We start from the raw sequence: 26,284 nt of genomic DNA on the forward strand, positions 1-26,284 counted from the left end.
GCACATTAAGCGATGTTTTTTAATATTTATGCTGAAGAAACTAAGGTAACACTTTCAACAGTTCTACATCAAAGATTAAGGTACTGTCTGGTCCAATCGCATCACCTGCACCCATGTCTCCATAGGCGAGTTTTGCTGGAATAAAGAAGCGATATTTAGCGCCTTCTTTCATCAGTTGTAACCCCTCAGTCCAGCCTTGAATGACTTGGCTGACTTGGAATTCAACAGCTTCGTTGCGTGCAAAAGAACTATCAAAAACGGTACCATCCAGTAAGCGACCTTCATAATTGACAGATACTTTGGACTTTGCTGAAGGTGATTTTCCAGTTCCTTGTTGCAAGATACTGTACTGTAAACCACTTGGGCGTGTAATCACACCTGCTTTTTTTGCATTTTCAGCAAGAAATTTTTCACCGAGTTGTGCATTTTCATCAGCCGCTTTTTTAAATTCTAGCAACTGTTTAGCTTCAGTCTGTTGCTTATATTGCGCTAATGCTTTGGCCATTTCTTCATCGGTCAATGCAGCTTTTTGACCTGTAGATCCTTCTTTAATCCCTTGAATAAAGGCATCTAAATTGATCTGTTTAAGTGTATCAGCATTGCTACGCCCCATGACATAACCATAGCTGTAGCCAAGTTGATCTTGCTGAGCGCTTTTATTGTTAATGGGTGCAGCAAAAGCAATGCTACTTAGTAAACCCATACTGAGTGCAATCAGTGTCTTTTTCATAATTAAAAATCCAAAAAAGGAGAGTAAACCTCTCCTTTTTTTAAACGTTATTTCACTTGAATCAGTTCAACATCAAAAATGAGTGTACTGTTTGGAGGAATCGTTCCAGGCACACCTTGCTCACCATATGCCAATTTTGCAGGAATATACAAGGTCGCTTTACCGCCTTCTTTCATTAGTTGTAAACCTTCGGTCCACCCTGGAATCACTTGGTTTAAAGGAAACTCAACGGGTTGACCACGGTCATAAGAGCTATCAAACACTTTACCGTCTAAAAGTTGACCTTTGTAATGCACTGTGACTTGTGAAGTCGCAGATGGCTGTTTGCCTGTGCCTGCTTTGGTGATTTTATATTGCAATCCTGAAGCAGTTGTTTTAACACCTTCTTTCTTTGCATTTTCTGCTAAGAAAGCATCACTTGATGCATTAGACTGTTTTGTTTGTTGCAATTGCTTTTGTTGCATTTCTTTTTGAAACTCAACATAAGCCTTTTGTAGTTCTTCATCGGTATAGGCTCGTTGCTTTTTCGCATGACCATCACGAATACCATTGATAAAGGTATTGACATCAACTTCTGGAGGAGTTTGGCTGGCAACTTCATAACCAAGCGCATAACTGATTTTTTCTACAGGTTTTGCGTCTTTTGACATTGAATGACTACTGTTTACATCAGCAGGGTGTTGAGATGCATAATAAACAGGAACAAGTGCAGCACCACCTAAGATTACAGCGATTGCGATGGGTAAGGCTTTACTCATAAAAATTTCCAAATTTTAATCTTTTAACAAGTTCATTTGCGGATGAACAGAAACTGCTCAAGCATATAACTTCTTTAGTCTAAACGATATAGTTATCTGAGCTGAACAACTAAAAATATACAGTTATATTGTCCATAGACCCAGTATAAAAAAAGCCAGAATGAATCTGGCTTTTTTGTCTTATTTAAAATTAATCATCTTTAGTCGATGTATAAGCATAAGCATAATTATAGCCATAATTACCGCCAGCTGTGGCTTGAACATCGTTGAGAATAATCCCGTTCACTTTACTTCCAGCCTGTTCAAAGCGATTCACAGTCAGCTCTAACTCTTTCATCTGAGTTTTGGCATAGCGTGCAACCACCAAGTTGACACCTGCAAATTGTGAAATGATGATACCGTCTGTCACCGCCAAGATTGGTGGTGTATCAATAATAATATGATCATATTGTTGAGACAGTTGAGACAGCAATTCACTAAAACGTGGTGAACTGAGCATTTCAGCTGCATTGCCTTGATTTTTCCCACGAGGCAGAAAATCTAAGTGGTTTACACTGCTTGAATGCACAATACATTGCTCTAATGTACTTTGGTTGGTTAAATATTCAGTTAAACCTGGCGCTGTATCGTGATCAAAATATTTATGCAAATAGCCACGACGAATATCGGCATCAATCAAAAGGACTTTTTTATTACCCTGCGCAAAAATTGCAGCAAGGTTGGTTGAGATAAAGGATTTACCAATTTCTGGTGCAGGTCCTGAAATCGCAATGATATTATTTTTTGCATTGTTCAAGGCAAAATGAATTGTTGTGCGGATACTGCGTAAACTTTCAATCGCAATATCTTCGCCATTTTTAACCGCAAGAATAGGAATCGACTTTTTCTTTTTCAGTAACTGTACACGACTTTCCTGGATTGGAGAGCGCGGAACAGTTGCGTAAACAGGCAAGTCGAGCTCATTTTCAATACGGCTTGCATCTTTAATGCCCGATGAAAACATATTACGAAGTAGAGCAATCAGAACACCAATAAATCCACCAACAAAAATGGAAAGAATCAATACAATCAATTTTTTCGGTTTAATCGGTTTTACAGGTTCAACAGCAGTATCAATGATGCGCACATTACCAATTTCGCCGGCTTTTACAATTTTTAATTGCTGGTAGCTGTTTAATAATGAGGTGTAAAGCTCGGTATTGACTTTAACATCACGATACAGTTGTAAGTACAGACGTTGCGTTTCAGGTAAACGTTTAATCGCCTGATTGAGATCAGTCATTTTTTTCTGAATTGCGGCAAGTTGCGCATTGATCTCGGTCATTAGCGGATGATCAGGCGTATATTTGGCCGAATATTCCGCTTGCTTTTGCTTTAACTCGATCCGCATTTTTTCCAATTCAACATTTTGTTTTAACATCAACTCTGATTCTTGAGTGACATCAACGGTATTGTATTGTTCGCGGAATTTATTAAATTTAATTTCGGATGCTTCAAGCTGCTGCTTTAGTTCAGGCAATTGCTGATCAAGGAAACTTAAGGTCTGCTTAGATTCTAAGGTTTTACGTGCAATATTTTGTTCATGATAAACACCTAAGATATGATTCAGTACCTGAGTGATATGTTGTTGATCGTTCCCGTTGTAATTAAGCCCAATCACTCCTGTCATTTTACCTTTCTCGGCAACAGAATAGTTTTCTTGCAAAAATTTTACTGCAGTGGGAAGTGCAAGTTTAGTGATAGTAAAGTCTTGTTGAAACGGAGTGGAGCTATTGATTTGAACAGACCATAGACCTTTATTGTCTTGAGTTTGATTAAGCTGGTTAAGATTACCTTTAAATACAATTTGATCTTGATAAATTAGACTAAATTGATTCTTATCTAAAAATTTTAAAACAAGTTGTTTATCATCATAATATTGTGGAATATTAAACTTTAAAATAGAAAAACTAGATTGATTTTTCTGAAAATCAACAGTTTGAGCAGTATAAGTGAATTTTGTTTTGCCTTTAGAGATTAATCGATGTAAGAAAGTATCAGCATTGTCTTGGATTTGAATATCTAAATTTAAGTCTTTAATGACTTTTCCGAGTACCAGACGTGAATTTAAGATCTCAATTTCAGCATCGGCAGGAGATTTTTGTCCTAACCCCCCCGCAACATCTTTAAGTTCTCCCATTAAGGCTGCTGATGCGGCACTTTTACCATCTTCCACTTGCACCATTGCATCTGTGGAATAGACTGGGGAGGTGACGCGTAAATACAGTAATGCACAGATCAAACTTAAAATGACACAAAGTGCAATCACTTTCCATTGGGCGATTAAAGAGAAAAACAACTCTTTTAAATCAATCGTATCATCATTAGTTTTTGAATTTTGATTCATAGGTAAACAACTAATTAAAATTTATAGATGTGATTGCCAGTCTTTGGCATAGGCTTGGATATTTTTACATGTTTCATCAAAAAAAGCTTGATTATGTTGATAAGGATCAGGCACATTTTGACCTTGCCAGTGCCCTAAACGAAACACTTTACCTTTGGCAAAAGGCCATTTCTGTTCAATATGTTGAGACTGATTTTTACTCATCACCAAGATTAGATCTGCTTTTTTGATTAGTTCCGCATTAATTTGTCGTGCAATATGACTACGCATATCAATACTTAAAGTATCCATACAAGCAATCGCTTTATCATCTGCACTATGTCCAACCATGGCTGAAAGACCAGCAGACTCAATACTTAAATTGGGATGACTTTGTTTTAAAAAAAATTCTGCCATTGGGCTTCGACAAATATTTCCGACACAGACCACCAGTATATTTTGGATTTGCATCTTATTTACCCAGTTGGTCAAAGCTATATAAAGCACTTGAGAATGGAATAATTTGATTCATGATACGTTGCCAACGTGTTAAACCTGTAGCATCAATATAAACGATATCATTTTTTTGCATGGCAAATTGATTGGCTAAAGCCAAATTACCTAGACTACTTAAGTTCAGATGATAAATTGTCGATTGCTTGGTATTTAAATCGGTACGCATCACATAAATTCGTGCAGCACTTGCTGAATAAGGACTAATGCCTTCACTTTCACCAAGTACATCACTTAAAGTCATCCCTTGATCACGTAAAGTCAGTGCTTGGCTTCGACTGGACTCACCCATCACATAAAGTTTTTGATCTTGTTTGGTATGGACGAAAATGGTGTCATTCGGTTGAATCAATAGCTGATGTAGAGACAGTCCTTGTTTCTCTAACTGAATGGTATTTAAATTATAGGTTTGACCATTTCGAATCAGCTGAATGTTTGTGGTATCCCCTGTTTTGGTATCTATACCACCTGCTTGACCTAAAGCAGTATAAATACTGATCGGTTGATCATTTAAAGTATATTGACCACTTTTCATCACTTGACCATTGACAAAATAACGATGCCCTTCATAAGACAATACACGAACAACCACATCCGGATGTTTTAAATATTTTGCAAACTGACTGTGTAAAAAGCGATTGGTTTCAGCTAAGGTCTTCCCTGCAATACGAACTGAGCCAACCAAAGGTAATTGAACATTGCCGTTTGAATCAATTGGATAGCCTACAGCTTTGATGTTGGTCGCATCTTGAATGGGAGGTGTAATTTCAGGATATGCCCAAAGCTGGATGGAGAGCACATCACCTGAACTTAAACGATAAGTACCTTGTTGATGATGAAACAATGAAGCAAGGTCGCTAGATTGGGCTTGACTGGAAATATTTAGACTTGGAATAGTCGTTTGGGTTAATTGAACAACCGAGAGTTCTGCACCTTGATCCGTTTTATATTGCCCTTGCTCAGGTAAATCATAGGTTTGAAGTCCTGAAGTGATCGCACAACCAGAAAATGAAATTGAAATGGCTAAAATTGTCAACAGTGATGTGTACGGATACTTCACATTCAAAACCCTTATTTTATACTGCGTTGTTACTTTAGAATTTAATCTTGATGGTGGATTGTAAGCTAAAAAACATAGGTTGGGTATCTTCTTGTTGCGCTGTATTTGTATTAAAACCGAAAAAGAACTGTGTTGAGTTGTATCTTTGCAATGATTTTTGAATATAGAAAGAATAAAGTGTCCCATACTAATCTTGAATGGCATGATATAGCGGCTAAATTACTTTGGATGAAAGCTTTTCATATATGATTTTAACTTGAGTTTAGATATAATCTTTACAGTTGTAAATGTGAGTAAAAACACGCTTTGTGATCAAAGTTAGATTACATTGGTGGGTAATATTGAAATATTTTAACGATATATTTATTAAAAACGATTTGCAGGGTTTGGTATGAGAGTTTTGGTGACTGGTGGTGCGGGTTTTATTGGATCAGCAGTGGTGCGACATATTATAAAAAACACCCAAAGTGAAGTGCTTAATATAGACAAATTAACCTATGCGGGTAATCTTGAGTCATTAAAAGAAATAGATACAGAACGTCGTTATCAGTTTCAACAAATTGATATTTGCGATACAGAAAAATTAACGCAAGCTTTTGAAGCGTTTAAGCCTGATGTAGTCATGCATTTAGCGGCTGAGTCACATGTGGATCGTTCGATTGATGGACCAGCAGAGTTTATTAGTACGAATATCGTTGGTACTTATACACTTTTAGAAGTCGCACGTAAATATTGGTTAACATTGTCCCAGGAGCAAAAACAGACCTTTAGATTTCACCATATTTCAACGGATGAAGTATATGGTGATTTGGAAAATACAAGTGATCTTTTTACAGAGACAACCTCATATGCACCAAGCTCGCCGTACTCTGCAAGTAAAGCCAGTTCAGATCATTTAGTCCGAGCATGGCAAAGGACTTATGGTTTACCCACAATCGTCACCAATTGCTCTAATAATTATGGTCCTTTTCATTTTCCTGAAAAATTAATTCCTTTAGTGATTTTAAATGCTTTAGATGGCAAAGCTTTACCAATCTATGGTAAGGGTGACCAAATTCGTGATTGGTTGTTTGTTGAAGATCATGCACGCGCACTCTATAAAGTTGTGACAGAAGGTGCAGTAGGTGAGACTTATAATATTGGTGGACACAATGAAAAGCAAAATATTGAAGTGGTCAAAACCATTTGTAAAATTTTGGATGAGTTAAAACCGCAGGTCAACAATCAACCATACGAAACATTGATTACCTTTGTAAAAGATCGCCCTGGGCATGACTTACGCTATGCAATCGATGCAAGTAAAATTAAGAAAGATTTGGGCTGGGTTCCTGAGGAAAGTTTTGAAACAGGCATTCATAAAACAGTTGAATGGTATTTAAATAATTTAGAATGGTGCCGTCGAGTACAAGATGGTAGCTATCAACGTGAACGATTAGGTGTAAGCGCATAATGACAACAAAAGGTATTATTTTAGCGGGTGGCTCAGGTACTCGTTTATATCCCATTACTAAGGGCGTATCTAAGCAATTACTCCCCATTTATGATAAGCCAATGGTGTATTATCCTTTGTCTGTACTCATGCTTGCGGGAGTTCGAGAAGTATTGATCATCAGTACGCCTGACGATATTGACGGTTTTAAACGTTTGTTAGGTAATGGTTCACAGTTCGGTGTGGAGCTGAGTTATGCTGTACAAGCAAGCCCAGATGGTTTGGCACAAGCTTTTATTATTGGCGAAGATTTTATTGGTGACAGTAATATTTGTTTGGTGCTGGGTGATAATATTTTTTATGGTCAAGGTTTTACACCAATGCTACGTCAAGCAGTGGCACGCCAAAAAGGTGCAACTGTATTTGGTTATCAGGTTAAAGATCCTGAGCGTTTTGGTGTGGTTGAGTTTGATGAACAGAAACGCGCTGTCTCTTTAGAAGAAAAACCAAGGCAACCTAAATCAAATTTTGCTGTGACGGGTTTGTACTTTTATGACAATGATGTTATTCAAATTGCTAAAAATGTGAAGCCTTCTGAGCGTGGCGAGTTGGAAATTACAACAGTTAACCAGATGTATCTAGAGCGTGGTGATTTAAACGTAGAGTTATTAGGTCGCGGTTTCGCCTGGTTGGACACAGGAACGCATGCGAGTCTCTTGGAAGCGGCTCAGTTTGTTGAAACCATTGAAAAACGTCAGGGCTACAAGGTTGCCTGCTTAGAAGAAATTGCTTTAAATAACGGTTGGTTGTCTAAAGAACAAGTTTTACAAATTGGCCAAAGTATGAGTAAGAATGACTATGGTCAATATTTAATTTCTCTGGTAAATGACTAAAATGAGTCTAGTTAAATTAATCGATTTGCCAAATTTTGGCGATGAAAGAGGTGGGTTGGTTGCAATTGAATCAAATCATTCCATTCCTTTTGAAGTAAAGCGTTTATATTATATTTTTAATACCACTAATAAACCTCGTGGATTTCATGCCCATATAGATTTGAAACAGGTTGCAATTTGCCTTAAAGGAAGTTGTCGTTTCATTCTAGATAATGGTTATAAGAAAGAAGAAGTTATTTTGGACTCAGCTACTCAAGGCTTGGTAATAGAAAGTTTAATATGGCGTGAAATGCATGATTTTTCAGAAGATTGTGTTTTACTTGTTCTTGCAAGTGAGCATTTTTCAGAACAAGATTATATTCGAAGCTATGATGAGTTTCTCAAGGTGGTGAATAAACCTTATATTCATCCCTTGTCTGATGTAAAGTCTAAAAATATTGGTCAAAAAACAAAAGTTTGGCAATATAGTGTGATTTTTTCACAAGCAGTCATTGGTGAAAATTGTAATATTTGTGCACATACCATGATTGAAAATGACGTACAGATTGGTGATAACGTCACAATTAAATCGGGTGTTTATGTATGGGATGGCATTACATTAGAAGATAATGTTTTTATTGGTCCATGCGTTACTTTTACTAATGACAAAAAACCACGTTCAAAGCAATATCCTGGTGAGTTTCCAAAAACTATTGTAGAGAAAGGAGCAAGTATCGGAGCAAACGCGACAATATTACCTGGTATACGAATAGGTGAAAAGGCACTCATTGGTGCTGGCGCAGTTGTAACCAAAGATGTTCCTGCTAATGCAATCGTAGTTGGAAATCCAGCAATAATCAAAGGATATATAGAAGAATGATTCCTTTTTTAGATTTAAAAAATATTAATCAACAATATAGAACAGAGCTAATAGAGGCTTGTACACGAGTAATTGACTCTGGTTGGTATATTGGTGGGAATGAGCTGGATAAATTCGAACAAAATTTTGCTGAATATTGTGGAACAAAATTTGCAATTGGGGTTGCAAATGGTCTAGATGCGCTTATCTTAACACTGCGTGCGTGGAAAGAGCTTGGTTGGTTAAAAGATGGTGATGAGGTAATTGTTCCTTCAAATACTTATATCGCAAGTATTTTAGCAATTACAGCAAATAATTTAGAGCCAGTCTTAGTTGAGCCAGACATTAAAACATATAATCTCGATATTTCAAAAATTGAAGAAGCAATTACTTCGCGAACAAAAGTTATTTTACCTGTTCATTTATATGGTCAATTAGCTGAAATGCCTGCAATTATAAAAATTGCAAATAAGCATAATCTACTTGTTTTAGAAGATTCAGCGCAGTCGCATGGTGCTACAATAAATGGAAAAAAAGCAGGAAATTGGGGGGATGCCTCAGGCTTCAGTTTTTATCCTGGGAAAAATTTAGGTGCCCTCGGTGATGCAGGTGCTGTAACTACCAATAATGAAGAGCTTGCTCAAATGTTACGTGCGCTTCGTAATTACGGATCCCATGAAAAATATAAGAACTTGGTACCAGGAGTAAATAGTAGACTGGATGAAATTCAAGCTGCAATGTTAGATGTTAAATTAAAATTCTTGGATCAAGAGATTGAACATCGTCGTAAAATTGCCAGTTTATATCTTGAGAAGATTAATAACCCTCTAATTGAATTGCCATTAAGTAATATAAATGCTGAAAAATACCAACAGCATGTTTGGCACTTATTTGTAATTAGAACAAAAAATCGTGATGCTCTTCAGAAGTATTTGGAAAAAAAAGGGATTCAGACATTGATTCACTATCCAATCCCGCCCCATCAACAGCAAGCTTATAAAGAATGGAATAATTTGAGCTATCCTATATCTGAACATATCCATACTGAAGTATTAAGTTTGCCGATAGGTCCAACTATTACTATCGAACAAGCAAATAAGATTGCAATGGAAATCAATCAAATGGTGAAAGAGTGATACAGCTTGCAAAGGATATATTAAGTATCTTAAGTGAAGAACAAAGAAAAAAGTTTTACTCGTTGCAGCTATTGGTTGTATTTTCTGCTATAGCTGAAGTCGTCAGTGTTGCTGTGGTTGGGCCATTTATGGCTTTAGCTAGTAATATCAGTATTATTGAAACTAATAGATTAATTAATAAAGTTTATGTAATATCTAATGCTGATACGCCGACACAGTTTATAATTATAATAGGTATACTTGTATTTATTTTTTTATGTATTTCAACAATACTTTCTGTTATTACCATAAGGAGTCTATCTTTTTTTGCTGCACGAACAGGTGCTGAAATTGGTGATACTTTATATTCTTCATATTTGAAAAAAGACTATTTATTTTATACTAAAATAAATAGTTCTGAATTAGTTAAGCAAATAGCAACTGAAGTTAGCCGAGTCACTGATAATATTCTTCAGCCATTTGTTCAGATTAATGCAAGGCTTCTAGCTGTTTCTTTTATATCAATATTAATTTTTCTGTATGACCCTATAATTTCTTTATCAGGATTGTTAGTATTTGTTTTTGTGTATTGTATTCTATTTATTTTTGTTAGAAAAAAATTACTTATAAATGGTGTCAATATTTCAAAAGTTTCAAAAAAACGTTTTGTCTTAATGAATGAAGGGTTTGGGTCTATCAAGGATGTAATAATTTTAAATAGACAAGAGGACTTTGTTAAGCAGTTTAAGGAAAGTGGTGTTGTGTTTTCAGAAGCATATGGTTCAAGTAATACATTATATAATGTTCCACGCTATATAATGGAATTTATTATGTATAGTGGCATGGTTGTTTTGATAATATCACTTTTATACTTCTCTAATGGTGATATGACTAAAACGATATCAACTTTAGCTGTATTTGGTGTTGCTGCATTCAAACTACTTCCATCTTTTCAACAAATATATAGTAGTCTAGCTCAAATAAGAAGTAATTTGTCAGCATTAAGCGAAATTAAAAGAGATGTGATTGAAGCCAGAAAGCAAAATAGGCATATTGATTCCAAGAATAGTCGTGTCGAATATGGTAATAATGACTTGTTTTTAGAAAATATAAGTTTTAAATATCCAGGGAAAAAAACAAATACAATTAATGAAATAAATATAAATATACCCAGACAAGGAATAGTTGGTCTTGTTGGATCATCAGGTGCGGGTAAGTCAACTTTGCTTGATATACTATTAGGTTTATTAAAGCCGAGTAGTGGAAGCTTCATATGTGGAAATAATGAAGTTGATTTTGATAATATCAAGCAATGGCAAAAAAGAATAGGGTATGTTCCACAGAGTATTTTTCTTAAAGATGGAAATATTATTGAAAATATTGCTTTTGGTCTTCCAGAAAACCAGATTGATATGGAGAAAATAAATAGAGCAATTGATTTAGCTCAGCTCAATGATTGGATCCAAGGCCTTCCTAATGGGGTGCATACAGAAATTGGGGAAAAGGGAGTGCAAATTTCTGGTGGACAAAAACAGCGGATAGGTATTGCTAGAGCACTTTATAGTGATATTGACTATTTATTCTTTGATGAGGCGACTAGTGCATTAGATGGTAAAACTGAAGCATTGATTATGAATGCAATAGAAAAATTAAGTGAATCTAAAACTATTGTCATGATTGCACATAGATTAAATACAGTCAAAAATTGTGACATAATATATATGCTTGATCATGGAAGTGTGATTGATAGTGGTAATTTTAACTATTTGATTCAAAATAACTCAAAGTTCAGAGAAATGGCTGGAGAAGATTAATATGAACCCATTAGATAATAAAGTCACTATCTTAGTTAATAGCTGCGATGCATATAGTGATATATGGCCATTATTTTTCTCTGCAATTGAAGATTATTGGCCAAATCACCTAAATATAGTTTTAAATTCGGAAACAATTAAATGTGAAGACAGGGTAGGAGTTGATACTCATTTATTGGATATCTCCAGAAATAATGACTCATGGGGGTTTCGTTTAAGAGAAACTTTAAAAGATATTAAAACAGAATATGTTTTAGTATTGTTTGATGATTTTATAATGGAGGATTATATTGATGAGGATGAGCTGTTAAGAATAGTGAATGCTATGGAAAAAGATAGTAGTATTTCGGTGGTTTATTTAACTAAGATGGCTGTTAGTAAAAAGAATGAATGTAATCTATTTTATGAAGAGAATAAAAATAAATATGTAGAGTTGAAAAACAATGTAGACTTTCGGTTGAATTCAGCTCCAGCAATATGGAGAGTTCAAGAATTAATTAAATATACTGGTGTAATTGAAAATCCTTGGGCTTGGGAAGTCTTTGGGACATATAAGACTTTTAATATTCGGGAAAAATTTTATTGTGTAGGTGATAGTGATATTGATGTATTTAAATATAATTATAATAAAGGTGGAGCAATTTATAGAGGGAAGTGGGTTGGTGATGTTGTATTAGATAAAAATGAAAAATATCAGTTAAACATTGATTTTAATAAAAGAGGATTTTCTAATCCTAATGAATATGAGAAAAGAAGTTTTTTGTGGAAAATTGCTTTTCTGAAACTTGGATACAAAATGGTTGGTTTAAAATTTATTTATTTTATTGTTAGTGCATTAAAAAGAAAAATTATGAGAGTTGGTTGATTATTATGAAATCATTTTCGTTTTTAGTATTAGCCTTTAATCATGAAAAATATATTATTGAGCATTTGGAAAGCATAAAATTTTTAGTGGAAATGCACGCTGAAAATATTGAGGTTGATTTAATAATAAATGATGATAAGTCAACTGATGATACTGTTTTTTTAATTAATCAGTGGTTACAGTTAAATGGTATTTTATTTAGAAATGTAGTTAAATTATTTAATAATAAAAATTTAGGAACTTGTACAAGCTTGGTTAACATGATCAAGCATGTTAAAACTGAAGGTATAAAAATAACTGCTGGTGATGATGTTTATTCCTTTGAAAATATATTTATTTATGGTGATTTAGCTAGAAATGGAAATATGGTTTCTGGATTTCCTTTGGATTTGACTAATCTGATAATTAGTGAAAAAAAATCCGATAGTATGATGATTATTGCTTCTTACTATATATATAAGAATAAAAAACCTATTGAGCGTTTTAAGTGGCCATCTAACAATAATGCCCCTAATATGTTTTATGATCTTGAGTTGTTGAAAAATAATGATGTAATATCATATTTGAATAAGTTCGATGTCGTTGAAGACTTGCCTTTACAAATAGTAATGTCTAGCCTGTTTAATAGTCAGTTTATTTTGCTTGATAAGGTTTTTACATATTATAGAAGAACTCTTGGTTCAACATATATTGTTGCAGGCAGTCGTTTTTATAAAGATCAAATTAATATTTTTAATGATTTAATTTTAAATGAAGATAATAATTTTTCTACCATGTTATTAAAGAATAGAAAGTTTTGCTTTAAATTGAAAAATAAATATTTAAGAAAAATTTTGAATTTGTCCATTTATAGATTCTTTTTTTTAGCATTTCTAAAATTGTTTAATATAATTGGAATGAGGAAAAAGATTGATTTAAAAGTTGAACTTCATCGTTCTCATTATCATTTAATTAGGATCAAAGCAAACGAAACTTTATTGAAGTTAAAAGATTTAGACGCTTGATTTTTTAGATATAGGTTTAAAATGAACTTTTCAATGGCTCTAGCTGGTATTTTATTTGCATTATCGCCAGTGCTTTCGAATTATATTTTTTTAGGGCCATTAAGCATTGGTGATGTAAGTCTGCTAGCATCATTATTGTTTTTTGTCAAGCAAATAGAGCCGACTAAGTTTTTTGTTATCAGTCTTTTGATGTGCTTAGGTGTTATTCTGTTATCTATTTTTCCATTTATAGATGGAGGAATAATACCCAAAAGTTTTTCTAGAGCTTCCTTTTTTTTACTGATATTACCTTTTTTTCTTTCACTCTCAAAAAAAGGTTATTACTGTATTTTGGCTGTTTATTTAAAAGTGGCTTTATTATTATCAATTTTATTAATTATTCAGCTGTTTTTTTATTATATATTAAATATTAATTTTACAATGCAATTGCCTATACCTGTATTTGAAGTGGATACTTTGGATGTGATTGATCCGCGTTATGCAGGGTTTAGAGCGGCGGGCGTATTTAAAGAACCTAGTTATTTTGCAATTTTTATTTCACCTGCACTATTATATTATGCTAAAGTAAATGTGTTAAAGAAATATATATTTTATTTTGTTGTGTTAATTGCTTCCACCTCCTCATTTGGTATAGCATTTGCTATATTGAGCTTGTTTATTTTTGTTTCAAGAGGTGTTCATAATAAAAATAATTTAATGATAATTATGACTATGTTTCCTTTGTTTCTTATTGGGTTTGTTGGCTTCATGCTCTTTACACAAAACATTGCTATTTTAAGATTTTTTGAGTTATCGCAAGGGGGCGGGTCACTTCAAGAAAGACTTTTTAATATGTTTAATGTTGTTAGTGATTTTTCTTTTTTTGTTAATTATGATCTTTCCAGAGATGTATTAATATTTAATTCAAAAGATATTTGGTATAATTCTTTTGTTTATTTGGTAGCAAATTTTGGTTTGATTTTTTTGATACCTTTTTTGTTGTTTGGGATAAGAGTAGGTTGGTTTACTTCTTGCTGTGTAATAATTTTATTACTTTTTACACATTCATTTTCGAATTCATTCTTTACTGTGTTTCTGGTATTATGTTATTGCATAGATAATTTGGATTTTTTCAATAAAGATCCTAAAATAAATTTAATTTGAGATTTTAAGATGAGCTTTAAAGGAAAAACATTATTAATTACTGGTGGTACAGGATCATTTGGTAATGCTGTGCTGAAGCGCTTTTTAGATAGTGATTTTAAAGAGATTCGTATCTTTAGTCGTGATGAAAAAAAACAAGATGATATGCGTAAGAAGTATCAGTCATCTAAGCTAAAATTTTACATTGGCGATGTTCGTGATTTCAATTCAGTATTAAATGTAACACGTGGTGTTGATTATGTATTCCATGCAGCTGCTCTTAAACAAGTTCCTTCTTGTGAGTTTTATCCTCTAGAAGCTGTTAAAACAAATGTATTAGGTACTGAAAACTTACTTGAGGCTGCTATTCAAAATAAAGTTACTCGAGTTGTTTGTTTAAGTACTGACAAAGCTGTATATCCAATTAATGCAATGGGCATTTCCAAGGCTATGATGGAAAAAGTGATGGTTGCAAAATCACGAAATCTTGAAGGTACTAGTACCGTAATTTGCGGCACACGTTATGGCAATGTTATGGCTTCTCGTGGCTCTGTTATTCCTTTATTTGTTGACCAAATTCGAGCTAACAAACCAATTACAATTACTGATCCCCACATGACACGTTTCATGATGACACTTGAAGATGCAGTCGATCTTGTACTTTATGCATTTAATCACGGGAAAAATGGCGATATCTTTGTGCAAAAAGCACCTGCAGCAACCATTGATATACTAGCTCGTGCAATCACACAAATGTTAGAAAAAGAAGATCATCAAATCAATGTGATAGGGACTCGTCATGGTGAAAAAGCGTTTGAAGCATTGCTCAGTCGAGAGGAAAAGGCTTGCGCTGAAGATTTAGGCGATTACTTTCGGGTACCAGCAGACCAACGTGATTTGAATTATGAAAAATATATCGAAGATGGTAATACTAAAATCGTTGAATATGAAGATTATAATTCACATAATACAACACGATTAGATATTGATGGTATGAAAAAACTTTTGCTTAAGCTTGAGTTTATTCGTGATTTAACAAATGGTATTTACAAATCCCCAGAGGTTTAAGATGAAAGTTTTAATCACTGGTGCAAATGGTTTTGTTGCCAAAAATTTGATTCAATATTTGTCTGAAAAAGAAAATATTGAAATTTTGAAATTATATCGTGATTCAAATGAGCAAGACTTAGAACAATTAGTTTTAGATGCTGAATGGATCGTGCACTTAGCTGGTGTAAATCGACCTAAAAACGATGACGAATTTATAGAAGGGAACGTCTCTCTTACTGAAAAAATTTGCGACATTCTACGGGTAAACAAGAAAAAAACACCAATTATATTATCTTCGTCGATTCAAGCAGAAAAAGATAATGTCTATGGCCAAAGTAAACTTGGTGGAGAACAAGCATTAACAAAATTAAATCAAGAAAATGAGAATCCAATTTACATTTCTAGAATGGTCAATATTTTTGGTAAATGGTCAAAGCCGAACTATAACTCAGCAGTTGCAACTTTTTGTTATAACATTGCAAATGATTTACCTATACAAATCAATGATCCAAATGCATTGATTCGATTGGTATATATTGATGATGTCGTTGAAACGATTTGGGATATTTTAAACCAAAAATATCCAGCAAATAAGCCATTTGAAATTAAACCTGAATATCAAATTGCAGTAGGACGACTTGCTGAAACAATCTATGGATTCAAAGGTTCAAGAGAGTCTCTGATTACGGATCGAGTAGGTGTCGGTTTAGCTCGTGCTTTGTATTCAACATACTTAAGTTTTTTTAGTCCTAAGCAGTTTGATTATGCCGTAACGAAATATGGAGATAATCGTGGTGTATTTGTTGAAATGTTGAAAACTCCTGATGCAGGGCAGTTTTCATATTTTACAGCTCATCCAGGCATTACACGTGGAGGACACTATCACCATACAAAGACTGAAAAATTTTTAGTGATTAAAGGGAAGGCTTTATTTAAGTTTAAACATGTGATTACTGGTGAGTTTTATCAATTAGAAACTTCTGGTGAAGAGCCTAGGATAGTTGAAACAGTACCTGGTTGGACGCATGACATTACTAATATTGGTGATGATGAAATGGTGGTGATGTTATGGGCAAATGAAATATTTGACCGTTCAAAACCAGATACATATGCAATGCCATTATCTAATTAAAGAGTTATTTTTTGTGAAAAAATTAAAATTAATGACAGTCGTAGGGACTCGCCCTGAAATTATTCGTTTATCTCGTGTGATGGCAGTTTGTGATAAATATTTTGATCATATTATTGTGCATACTGGTCAAAATTATGATTATGAATTAAATGAAATTTTCTTTACGGACTTAGGTATACGCAAACCTGATCGCTTTTTAAATGCAGCAGGTACTACTGGTGCGGAAACTATTGGTAATGTAATTATTTCTGTTGATAACGTTTTAGAAGAGGTTAAACCTGATGCATTATTAGTTTTAGGTGATACCAATAGTTGTACAGCAGTAATTCCAGCCAAACGTCGAAAAATTCCAACTTTCCATATGGAAGCAGGGAACCGTTGTTTTGATATGCGAGTGCCTGAAGAGATTAATAGACGTATTGTTGATCATACAGCTGATATAAATTTGACATATAGCACGATTGCTCGTGATTATTTACTTGCAGAAGGCTTGCCCGCTGATCTTGTGATCAAAACAGGTAGTCCAATGTTCGAAGTATTAAATTATTATAAAGAGAAAATTCTAGCTTCAAATGTATTAGAACAACTAAAGTTGAAAGAGAATGAATATTTTATTGTGAGTGCACATCGTGAAGAAAATATTAACTCGGATCAAAATTTTTTAGATTTGGTTGAAATGTTAAATGCAGTGGCTGAAAAATATAATTATCCTGTGATTGTTTCAACTCATCCTAGAACACGTAAGCGTATTGAACAAATGGGTGTGTCATTTCATCCCTTAGTACAATTGTTAAAACCGCTAGGATTTAGCGACTATAATAAATTGCAACTTTCTGCCAAAGCAGCTTTATCTGATAGCGGGACGATTAATGAAGAGTCTTCTATTCTAAACTTTCCAGCTCTGAATTTACGTCAAGCACATGAGCGTCCAGAAGGAATGGAAGAAGCCTCAGTCATGATGGTTGGTCTAACAGCAGAGCGTGTTTTACAAGGTCTTGAAGTTGTCAACTTCCAGACAAGAGGCAATGATAGAATGTTCCGCTTAGTTGAAGACTATAGTATGCCAAATGTTTCAGAAAAAGTTGCACGAATAGTTTTAAGTTACACTGATTATGTTAATCGCGTGATTTGGAAAAAATATTAAGGCCCTTTAGAATGAAAAAAATATACTTAGTAACGGAATACTATCACTCAAATCAAAATACGACAGGATATTTATTTCACAAATTGTATATCCATTTGAAGAAAGTGTATGGTTCTGAACTAAGTATGATTGTCAAAGAAGATAAAAATAATGATGTTATCGATCTTGATAGCATCATTGTTAAAGATTCAAATTTAGATAAGAAGAATCTTATTCAAAGATTGTTTTTTGAGTTACTTATCTCTTTTCGTTTTTTTATAAAAATATTGAAAAACGTTAAAAAACACGATCTAGTTTTTTCGGGAACGACACCCATATTTTTGTTAATTGTTATGTATTTGGCAAAAAAAATGATAGGTTTTAAATGGATTTTACTTGTACATGATGTATTTCCTGAAAATTTGGTAGCTGCTAAGGTATTGAAAAAACAAAATTTTATTTATAAAATGCTAAAAAAGATATTTGATGTTTTTTATGCAGCTCCTGAAAAGTTGATCGTGATTGGGCAAGATATGAAAGATCTTGTTGATCGGAAAACTAAAAAGAAAAATAGTATTGTGATCCAAAACTGGATTGATGAAAATGATATACAAGTCGAATCAAAACAAGATAATGAGATTCTAAGAAAATTAAATTGGCAAAATGAAAGTCCCATATTTCAATTTTTTGGTAATATTGGTCGTGTGCAAGGTGTGGATAATCTGGTTGAAGCGATTAAACTAATAGATCCTTCTAAGAGACCTAAATTTTTATTTATGGGAGATGGGGCATATGTTAAACAACTTAATCACGCGATAGAAACATTAAATGATCCAAACTTAAAATATATTGGACCTGTGCAACAAAATAAGAAATCAAAAGGATTGAATGCTGGAGATATTGCAATTGTAACTTTAGCGGAAGAAATGCTAGGCTTAGGTGTACCAAGTAAGGCATATTTTTCAATGGCGGCTGACAAACCTTTATTGGCAATAATGGACGAAAATTCAGAAATTGCTTGTATGATAAAAGATCATAGATTGGGCTGGGTGGTTCAGCCAGGAAATCCTGAAAATTTGGCAAAAAAATTAATTGAAATAACTGATAAATTCCATACGACTGAATTAATATCATCAAGGCAAGTTCTTATAAATAATTTCTCTGAACTTGTTGCAATGAAAAAAATAGTAGGGGTCCTTCAAGATATTTCTAATATTAAATAAGAAGTTGAGGTTTGATTGTAATGAAAAGACTAGTTGATATTTTTATTGCTTCTATAGCGCTGATTTTACTTTCGCCTATTTTTTTATTTGTTGCCTACAAAGTGCGCAAAAACCTAGGCTCTCCGATCTTTTTCTATCAAGAACGCCCAGGTAAGAATGGTAAACTTTTTAAAATGATGAAGTTTCGTTCGATGAAAGATGCAAATGATGCTCATGGTAACCCATTACCTGATGAGCAACGTATCACGCCTTTTGGACAAAAACTACGCTCAACCAGTTTAGATGAAATGCCTCAACTGATTAATGTGCTCAAAGGGGATATGAGCGTCGTTGGTCCTAGACCAATGCTGAAAGAGTTTGTTGAACTTTACTCACCTGAACAAGCACGTCGTTTAGAAGTTCGTCCTGGTATGACAGGACTTGCTCAAATTAGTGGTCGTAATGAATTGGACTATGAAGAACGTTTTAAATGCGATGTTTGGTATGTCGACAACCAAAGCTTATTAGTCGATTTTAAAATTATGTTTAAAACCGTTTCTGTTATGACCAATCGTGAGGGGATTAATGCCCCTGGTCATGTTGGTCCTTCTCTTTTTAAAGGAAATGAAACAGAAGCAAAAAATGATGAAGTAAAGTCTTAAGTTAATATATTGAAGTTTTAAGTTATGATCAAAAAAGCCATTCTCCCTGTTGCTGGTTTAGGAACACGTTTTTTACCTGCAAGCAAATCTATTCCTAAAGAAATGGTGACTGTGGTTGATCGCCCTGCGATTGAATATGTAGTCAAAGAAGCGGTGGCAGCGGGTATTGAACAAATTATTTTGGTGACACATTCTTCAAAAGCATCTATAGAAAATTATTTTGATCGTAATTTTGAGCTTGAAACAACATTAGAAAACAAGAAAAAAATAGATTTACTCAAAGAAATTACTGAAATTTTACCGAGCAATGTCAGCGTGGTTAGTGTAAGACAGCCTCAACCATTGGGTTTAGGTCACGCTGTGTTATGTGCAAAATCTGTAGTGGGTGATGAAGATTTTGCTGTGTTATTACCAGATGTGTTAGTCAAAGAAAATAGCGCTGAAAATGATCTTGCACGTATGATTCAACGCTTTAACTCATCGAAAGCATCACAAATTATGGTTGAAGCTGTGCCTGATCATTTGGTAAATCAATATGGTATTGTAGATGTTGAAGCTTCACCTGAAGAAGGTGAAAGTGCTGTGATGCAAGGTATTGTAGAGAAGCCTGCAGTTGGTTCAGCACCTTCAAATCTATCTGTTGTGGGACGTTATGTACTGCCTGCTAAAATTATGCAGTTACTCGAACAAACGCCTAAAGGTGCAGGAAATGAAATCCAACTCACTGATGCGATCGCAGCATTACAAAAAATAGAAAGTGTAGAAGCCTATCGTATGAAAGGTCAGACTTTCGACTGTGGTAGTAAAATCGGTTATTTAAAAGCTGTATTGCACTATGGTATAGAACATCCAAAACTCGGTGATGAATTCAAACAACTCATCAAAGAACTGAATTTATAAAATATTGGGTATGATATGAATATTTGTGTATTTGGCACAACCCTTCAAGCTGGCGTTCTCGCTGGCTTGTTTGCTGAATATGGGCATCATGTGTATTGGTGCCCTCAAGTAGGTGTTGAAAAACAGTCCTCAGTTCATTACCAAGATGAAGATTTAAATCAGTTGATCCAAAAACAGATTAAGAATCATGCCATTGAATTGGTTGGGGTAAAACAGCTCCAATTACACAGTGAGGTTTTTTTATTCAGCTTTAATCCGTCTGAATTTGATCAAGCCAAAACATTAGCTGAAGAACTCAAGCGAAGCCCCATCATACATCCAAAGTTAATGATTAATGGTTCAACATTTGGTTTGGAAGGGACAGAAACACTGAAAGAAATTTTGATTGCCGATCATTGGGCGTATTTGCCAGATACGATTCAAGAAGGTAATGCGATTCAAAGTTTTACTGGACTAAAACAAGTGATCATTGGTGTCGATCATGTGGCGACCCAACCAATTGTTAAAGAGTTGTTAAGACCATTCTTCCAATTAAAACATCAATACCTCTTTATGCCATTTTTAGATGCTGAATTTACCAAACTGAGTATTTCAGGCATGTTGGCAACACGTATCAGCTATATGAATGATATGGCACAAGTGGCAGAAAAACTCAATATTGATATTCAAAATGTAAAACAAGGTTTAGCTGCAGATAATCGAATTGGTGCGAGCTATCTCTCTTCTGGTGTAGGTTTTGGTGGTGAGAATTTTTCTCATGATATTTTAACCCTCACAGGCACGGTTGCTGGTTCTGGGATAAAGAGCCAATTACTTGATCAGGTTTGGAATATCAATGAACAGCAAAAGGAAATTTTGTTTCGCAAGCTGTGGAATTATTATCAAGGGCAACTAACAGGTAAAATTGTTGCGATTTGGGGTGCATCATTTAAAGAAAATACATCAAGTATCGAAAACTCTCCAATTCATGCCATGCTTGCTGCACTTTGGGCGCAAGGTGCAATTGTTCAACTGCATGACCCACAAGCATTAGAGCGAGTATCTGCTCTGTATGGCGAGCGCACCGATTTGATCTTATGTCATGATCAATATCAAGCCGTCGAAAATGCACATGCTTTATGCCTATTAACCGCTTGGAAGCAATATTGGAGTCCAGATTACACTCAACTTGTGCAGAAAATGGCGCATCCATTTATTCTAGATGGACGTAATATCTGGGATCCAGAATTTGTCAAAGGACAAGGTTTTGCTTATCAAGGTGTGGGGCGCGTATGATAACGTCGATATTAGAGATGGATCAAAGTCAGCTAAGCGTTCAACAATTACGTTTAACCGATTTGTTTCAGCAAGATCCACAGCGTTTTGAAAAATTTTCGGTTCATTTTGATCAACTCAGTTTTGATTATAGTAAGCATCGTATTGATCAAGCGGCATTTGAAGCTTTAATTAAATTTGCAGATTCGAAGCAACTGAGTGCATGGATTAAGCGCTTATTTACAGAAGAGCAGATTAATTACACTGAAGGTCGGGCGGCAATGCATTGGGCATTGCGTTTACCTAAACATGATCAAGATTACCCTAAATTAGCTCAAGCTGTGCATCAACAACTTGATCGCATGTTTCAGCTTGTTGAAAAAGTGCATGCAGGGCAATGTCGTGGTTCAACGGGTGAAGTGATTCAAGATATTGTCAACATCGGTGTGGGTGGATCAGACCTTGGACCACTTATGGTCAGCCATGCCTTATCCGATTATAAAGTTACTACAGCTAAACCATTAAAAGTCCATTTCGTCTCGACGATGGATGGAAGTCAGCTTTCTGAACTGTTGCATCAACTGCGCCCTGAAACGACTTTATTTATTATTTCTTCAAAATCTTTTGGGACCATTGATACCTTATCCAATGCACAGACTGTGCGCCAATGGTTAGAAAAAGCATTAGGTCATCAAAAAAGTGTGGTGCAGCATCATTTTATTGGGGTTTCAACCAAACCTGAAAAAATGACTGAATGGGGCATTGCACCAGATAACCAATTTCTGCTTTGGGATTGGGTCGGTGGACGTTATTCATTGTGGTCATGTATCGGATTACCGATTGCTTTGCAAATCGGTGTCGAAGGTTTTAAACAGCTTTTGGCGGGTGCTTATGCGATTGACCAACATTTTCAAAAGACACCATTTCAGCACAATATTCCAGTCTTGATGGGGCTGTTGGGCGTTTGGAATAATAATTTTCTGGATATCCAAACCCATGCGGTATTGCCCTATGATGGGCGATTGAAATATTTTGCATCCTATTTACAACAGCTCGAAATGGAGTCGAATGGTAAATCCATTCAACGCAACAATCAAAAAGTTGAGCTAAAAACATGTCCGATCGTATGGGGTGAAGTTGGACCCAATGCGCAACATGCATTTTATCAATTGCTCCATCAAGGAACGCATGCGGTGAGTTGTGATTTCATCGCACCTGTACAGCGCTACAATGCTAACCAATTTACCTATGCTGAAAATGCTGAAGCATTGATTGAACAACATCATTTGGCTTTATCTAATTGTTTAGCTCAATCACGTTTATTGGCTTTTGGTAATCAGGCTTTAAATGTGGATGAGTTGGAGAGTTTACCTGAATATAAACAATATGAAGGCAATCAACCCAGCTCTACACTTTTATTACAAGAACTCAGTCCTTATAGTCTTGGAATGTTGATTGCTTTGTACGAACATAAAGTCTTTGTACAGTCGGTTATGTGGAATATTAATCCATTTGATCAGTGGGGCGTTGAAAAAGGCAAAGAAATTGCCAATCAATTGCTTCCTATTCTCAGTGGGAAAGAAAAAGATTTTTCTCAACTAGATGCTTCGACACAAGGCTTAATCAAGATATTACTAGGTAAAGAATAGAGAAAAACGGATGGCGAATATTTTAGTCACAGGTGGGGCAGGTTATATAGGCTCACATACGTGCTTGGAACTTCTAGAAGCAGGACATGATGTGGTTGTGCTTGATAATTTGTCGAATAGTTCAGAAGAATCACTCAAGCGGGTACAAGAACTTACTGGCAAACGCTTGGAGTTTATCCAAGGTGATATTCGTGATCCACATGATTTAGACCAAGCATTTGCTTCACATAAAATTGATGCGGTGATTCATTTTGCGGGCTTAAAGGCAGTGGGAGAAAGTCAACAAATTCCACTGAGTTATTTTGATCATAATATTGCAGGATCAATACAGTTGGCGCAAGCCATGGAAAGAGCAGGGGTTTTTAATCTCGTTTTTAGCTCATCAGCAACAGTTTATGATGAAGCCAATATCTCTCCTTTAGATGAAACTATGCCAACAGGTATGCCTTCAAATAACTATGGCTACACCAAACTGATTGTTGAGCAATTGTTGCAGAAATTAGCCATTGCAGACTCACGTTGGTCGATTGCTTTGTTACGTTATTTTAATCCTGTGGGTGCACATAAAAGTGGTCGTATTGGAGAAGATCCGCAAGGGATTCCAAATAATTTAATGCCTTATGTCACTCAGGTTGCTGTGGGACGTCGAGAAAAACTGTCGATCTATGGTGATGACTATGACACGATCGATGGGACAGGGGTTCGCGACTATATCCATGTGGTTGATTTAGCCAATGCTCACTTGTGTGCGCTAAATAATCGTTTAAATGCCAAAGGTTGTCGTGCTTGGAACATTGGCACAGGCAACGGTTGTTCTGTACTTGAAGTGAAGAATACTTTCGAAAAAGTGAATGGCGTTCCCGTCGCTTATGAAATTGCACCGCGCCGTTCGGGAGATGTAGCAACATCATTCGCCAACAATGCACGAGCTGTTACAGAACTCGGTTGGACAGCAAAATATACCCTCGAAGATATGTTAGCAGACAGTTGGAACTGGCAAAAACAAAATCCAACAGGTTACCAATCATAAGCTTGTAAAAGGAAAATAGGCGCATTGAGCGCCTATTTTTTATGATGAAAAAACTAAGCCTGAATTAATTGGGTTAATTCATCTACATAATCTTGCATTGGTTTAGGATTACGATCTGCACGGCTTTCAATATTTAAGCGTAATAATGGTTCAGTATTTGATGCACGTACATTTAAACGCCATGCACCAAAATCAAGACTCACCCCATCTGTTTGATCAATGGCAGGATTCAAATCAGCAAAATGATCAAAAATCTTTTGAATGGTTTCTTTAGTATCGACCACTTTAAAGTTGATTTCACCACTGCACGGGAATTTCGCAATCATATCTTCAACAAGGCTTGAAAGTGATTGCTGTGTATCAGACAGCACTGAAATCGCCAATAACCATGGAATCATTCCGCTGTCACAGTAAGCAAAGTCACGGAAATAGTGGTGCGCACTCATTTCTCCACCATAGACCGCATTATGTTCACGCATGACATCTTTAATGAATGCATGTCCAGATTTGGATTGGACAGGTGTTCCTTGATACTGATTGACGATATCTAAAGTATTCCAAACCAGACGAGGGTCGTGGACAATTTTTTCGCCTGATTGTTTTAGTAAGAACGCTTGTGCCAATAGACCCACGATATAGTAGCCTTCGATAAATTGACCTTTTTCATCAAATAAGAAGCAACGATCAAAGTCGCCATCCCATGCAATCCCCATATCCGCATGGTGAATTAAAACCGCATTACGAGTGCTGTCACGATTTTCGACCAAAATTGGATTAGGAATACCATTTGGGAATGTACCATCTGGATGATTATGGATTTTGATAAATTCAACAGGGATGTTTAATGCTTTGAATTTCTCTTCAATGGCATCAACTACATGCCCAGCAGCGCCATTGCCTGCATTCATCACCAATTTGAGTGGGCGAATTTTTGCTGGGTCAATATAGGTGAGTAAGTGTTCAATAAATTCAGGCAGAATATTGTATTTTTGCGTTGAACCTTTTTTCTCAACTTCAATGAACTGTTCGGATTCAGCCAAGGCTTGAATATCTTTTAAGCCAGTATCTGCACTAATCGGACGGGCATTTTCACGAACCAGTTTCATCCCATTATAGTCCATAGGATTATGGCTTGCTGTGACTTCAATTCCACCCTGTACATCGAGATGAAAAGCACCAAAATAAACTTCTTCAGTTCCGGTCATCCCCAAATCGAGTACATCTACACCAGCATCATTTAAACCGCGAATCGTCGCTTGTTTTAAATCTTCGCTCGTTAAGCGAACATCACAACCCACGACGACAGTTTTTGGTTGATAGATTTGCCCATAAGCACGACCGACTTTATAAGCGATTTCTTCATTGAGTTCTGTACCAAGTTTGCCTCGGATGTCATAGGCTTTAAAACAAGTCAGTTTATTCATGTCCATCTTTCTATTGTATAAGCTTGGGTTTAAGTGAAACACCATTTTAACCTCAAAGTGAGTAAAAAATGAGATGAGAAGATGTAATTTTAGGTTGATTTATAAAATTGAAATTTTTATGTTTTTCTTGTTCATTTTAAAAATATTTTAAGTATGGTTGTTTATTTTTTGATTCATGATTTTTGATGGATAAAAAATTAATATTTATTAAATTGATAATTCATGTGATAAAGATCACAATTATTGGACTTACTTTTTGAAATTTAAACGCTTTTCTTAACAAAGTTAGCCAATAAAAAGTGAAATATATATTTGCTTGAATTTTAGAATGTGTAGAATAGCAATCGAGTAA

Annotated in this window: 23 protein-coding genes; 17 read left to right on the forward strand and 6 right to left on the reverse strand. The window is 35.1% G+C overall.

Features of this window, described 5'->3' with window-relative positions; all coding sequences use genetic code 11:
• Positions 1-40: 40 nt before the first annotated feature.
• The 5 genes from AAV97_RS10060 to AAV97_RS10080 all read right to left on the reverse strand — a co-directional run bounded on the left by AAV97_RS10060 (position 41) and on the right by AAV97_RS10080 (position 5,426).
• Positions 41-730, reverse strand: coding sequence for an FKBP-type peptidyl-prolyl cis-trans isomerase (locus tag AAV97_RS10060; RefSeq protein ID WP_046760469.1), 690 nt, complete (start codon positions 728-730; stop codon positions 41-43).
• A gap of 47 nt (positions 731-777) precedes the next feature.
• Positions 778-1,488: an FKBP-type peptidyl-prolyl cis-trans isomerase gene (locus tag AAV97_RS10065; RefSeq protein ID WP_046760470.1), complete on the reverse strand. Its 711-nt coding sequence runs from the start codon at positions 1,486-1,488 to the stop codon at positions 778-780.
• Positions 1,489-1,678: 190 nt separating this feature from the next.
• Positions 1,679-3,874, reverse strand: a complete 2,196-nt coding sequence (locus AAV97_RS10070) for a polysaccharide biosynthesis tyrosine autokinase (RefSeq protein ID WP_046760471.1) — start codon at positions 3,872-3,874, stop codon at positions 1,679-1,681.
• Between the two features lie 21 nt (positions 3,875-3,895).
• Positions 3,896-4,324 carry a low molecular weight protein-tyrosine-phosphatase gene (locus tag AAV97_RS10075; RefSeq protein WP_046760472.1) on the reverse strand — a complete coding sequence of 143 codons (429 nt, stop codon included), beginning with the start codon at positions 4,322-4,324 and terminating at the stop codon, positions 3,896-3,898.
• Position 4,325: 1 nt separating this feature from the next.
• Positions 4,326-5,426 carry a polysaccharide biosynthesis/export family protein gene (locus AAV97_RS10080; RefSeq protein ID WP_046760473.1) on the reverse strand — a complete coding sequence of 367 codons (1,101 nt, stop codon included), beginning with the start codon at positions 5,424-5,426 and terminating at the stop codon, positions 4,326-4,328.
• Positions 5,427-5,817: 391 nt separating this feature from the next.
• Between AAV97_RS10080 and rfbB the strand changes: the two genes are divergently transcribed.
• From rfbB to galE, 17 genes are read left to right on the forward strand one after another with little or no spacing between them, the layout of a single operon-like run.
• Entirely contained in the window at positions 5,818-6,876 is a 1,059-nt protein-coding gene (gene rfbB / locus AAV97_RS10085; protein ID WP_046760474.1) for a dTDP-glucose 4,6-dehydratase, read from the forward strand.
• A complete protein-coding gene (gene rfbA, locus AAV97_RS10090; protein WP_046760475.1) occupies positions 6,876-7,748 on the forward strand; it encodes a glucose-1-phosphate thymidylyltransferase RfbA in 873 nt (290 codons plus the stop codon). Before rfbB ends, rfbA begins: the two co-directional genes overlap by 1 nt.
• Before the next feature lies 1 nt (position 7,749).
• Positions 7,750-8,607 carry a WxcM-like domain-containing protein gene (locus AAV97_RS20880; protein WP_081409734.1) on the forward strand — a complete coding sequence of 286 codons (858 nt, stop codon included), beginning with the start codon at positions 7,750-7,752 and terminating at the stop codon, positions 8,605-8,607.
• The gene (locus tag AAV97_RS10105; protein WP_046760476.1) at positions 8,604-9,722 is read left to right on the forward strand and encodes a DegT/DnrJ/EryC1/StrS family aminotransferase; all 1,119 of its coding nucleotides are present in this window, start codon (positions 8,604-8,606) and stop codon (positions 9,720-9,722) included. The genes AAV97_RS20880 and AAV97_RS10105 overlap by 4 nt, the downstream gene beginning before the upstream one ends.
• Positions 9,719-11,515 (forward strand): ABC transporter ATP-binding protein, encoded by a 1,797-nt coding sequence (locus AAV97_RS10110; RefSeq protein ID WP_046760477.1) that lies wholly within the window; start codon positions 9,719-9,721, stop codon positions 11,513-11,515. The genes AAV97_RS10105 and AAV97_RS10110 overlap by 4 nt, the downstream gene beginning before the upstream one ends.
• Before the next feature lies 1 nt (position 11,516).
• Positions 11,517-12,380 (forward strand): hypothetical protein, encoded by an 864-nt coding sequence (locus AAV97_RS10115; RefSeq protein WP_046760478.1) that lies wholly within the window; start codon positions 11,517-11,519, stop codon positions 12,378-12,380.
• A 5-nt stretch (positions 12,381-12,385) separates the two neighbouring features.
• Positions 12,386-13,384: a glycosyltransferase family A protein gene (locus AAV97_RS10120; RefSeq protein ID WP_155769251.1), complete on the forward strand. Its 999-nt coding sequence runs from the start codon at positions 12,386-12,388 to the stop codon at positions 13,382-13,384.
• Positions 13,385-13,417: 33 nt separating this feature from the next.
• Positions 13,418-14,527 carry a hypothetical protein gene (locus AAV97_RS10125; protein ID WP_046760480.1) on the forward strand — a complete coding sequence of 370 codons (1,110 nt, stop codon included), beginning with the start codon at positions 13,418-13,420 and terminating at the stop codon, positions 14,525-14,527.
• A gap of 9 nt (positions 14,528-14,536) precedes the next feature.
• On the forward strand, positions 14,537-15,574 hold the full coding sequence (locus AAV97_RS10130) for a polysaccharide biosynthesis protein (RefSeq protein WP_046760481.1): 1,038 nt from the start codon (positions 14,537-14,539) through the stop codon (positions 15,572-15,574).
• A gap of 1 nt (position 15,575) precedes the next feature.
• Complete coding sequence (gene wbjC / locus AAV97_RS10135) at positions 15,576-16,688, forward strand: UDP-2-acetamido-2,6-beta-L-arabino-hexul-4-ose reductase (protein WP_046760482.1); 1,113 nt, start codon at positions 15,576-15,578, stop codon at positions 16,686-16,688.
• 13 nt (positions 16,689-16,701) lie between these two features.
• Positions 16,702-17,832, forward strand: a complete 1,131-nt coding sequence (gene wecB / locus AAV97_RS10140; protein ID WP_046760511.1) for a non-hydrolyzing UDP-N-acetylglucosamine 2-epimerase — start codon at positions 16,702-16,704, stop codon at positions 17,830-17,832.
• An 11-nt stretch (positions 17,833-17,843) separates the two neighbouring features.
• Positions 17,844-19,034 carry a glycosyltransferase family 4 protein gene (locus AAV97_RS10145; protein ID WP_046760483.1) on the forward strand — a complete coding sequence of 397 codons (1,191 nt, stop codon included), beginning with the start codon at positions 17,844-17,846 and terminating at the stop codon, positions 19,032-19,034.
• Between the two features lie 20 nt (positions 19,035-19,054).
• A complete protein-coding gene (locus AAV97_RS10150) occupies positions 19,055-19,675 on the forward strand; it encodes a sugar transferase (protein ID WP_046760484.1) in 621 nt (206 codons plus the stop codon).
• A gap of 24 nt (positions 19,676-19,699) precedes the next feature.
• The gene (gene galU, locus AAV97_RS10155) at positions 19,700-20,575 is read left to right on the forward strand and encodes a UTP--glucose-1-phosphate uridylyltransferase GalU (RefSeq protein ID WP_046760485.1); all 876 of its coding nucleotides are present in this window, start codon (positions 19,700-19,702) and stop codon (positions 20,573-20,575) included.
• A gap of 15 nt (positions 20,576-20,590) precedes the next feature.
• On the forward strand, positions 20,591-21,850 hold the full coding sequence (locus AAV97_RS10160) for a UDP binding domain-containing protein (protein WP_046760486.1): 1,260 nt from the start codon (positions 20,591-20,593) through the stop codon (positions 21,848-21,850).
• 17 nt (positions 21,851-21,867) lie between these two features.
• A complete protein-coding gene (pgi, locus tag AAV97_RS10165) occupies positions 21,868-23,478 on the forward strand; it encodes a glucose-6-phosphate isomerase (protein ID WP_416202223.1) in 1,611 nt (536 codons plus the stop codon).
• A gap of 10 nt (positions 23,479-23,488) precedes the next feature.
• Positions 23,489-24,508, forward strand: coding sequence for a UDP-glucose 4-epimerase GalE (gene galE / locus AAV97_RS10170; protein ID WP_005034682.1), 1,020 nt, complete (start codon positions 23,489-23,491; stop codon positions 24,506-24,508).
• Between the two features lie 53 nt (positions 24,509-24,561).
• On the opposite strand, the gene AAV97_RS10175 is transcribed toward galE, so the two are convergent.
• On the reverse strand, positions 24,562-25,932 hold the full coding sequence (locus AAV97_RS10175; protein WP_035300127.1) for a phosphomannomutase/phosphoglucomutase: 1,371 nt from the start codon (positions 25,930-25,932) through the stop codon (positions 24,562-24,564).
• Positions 25,933-26,284: the final 352 nt, after the last annotated feature.

The organism is Acinetobacter sp. Ag2 (assembly GCF_001005515.1).
GTDB lineage: Bacteria > Pseudomonadota > Gammaproteobacteria > Pseudomonadales > Moraxellaceae > Acinetobacter > Acinetobacter bereziniae.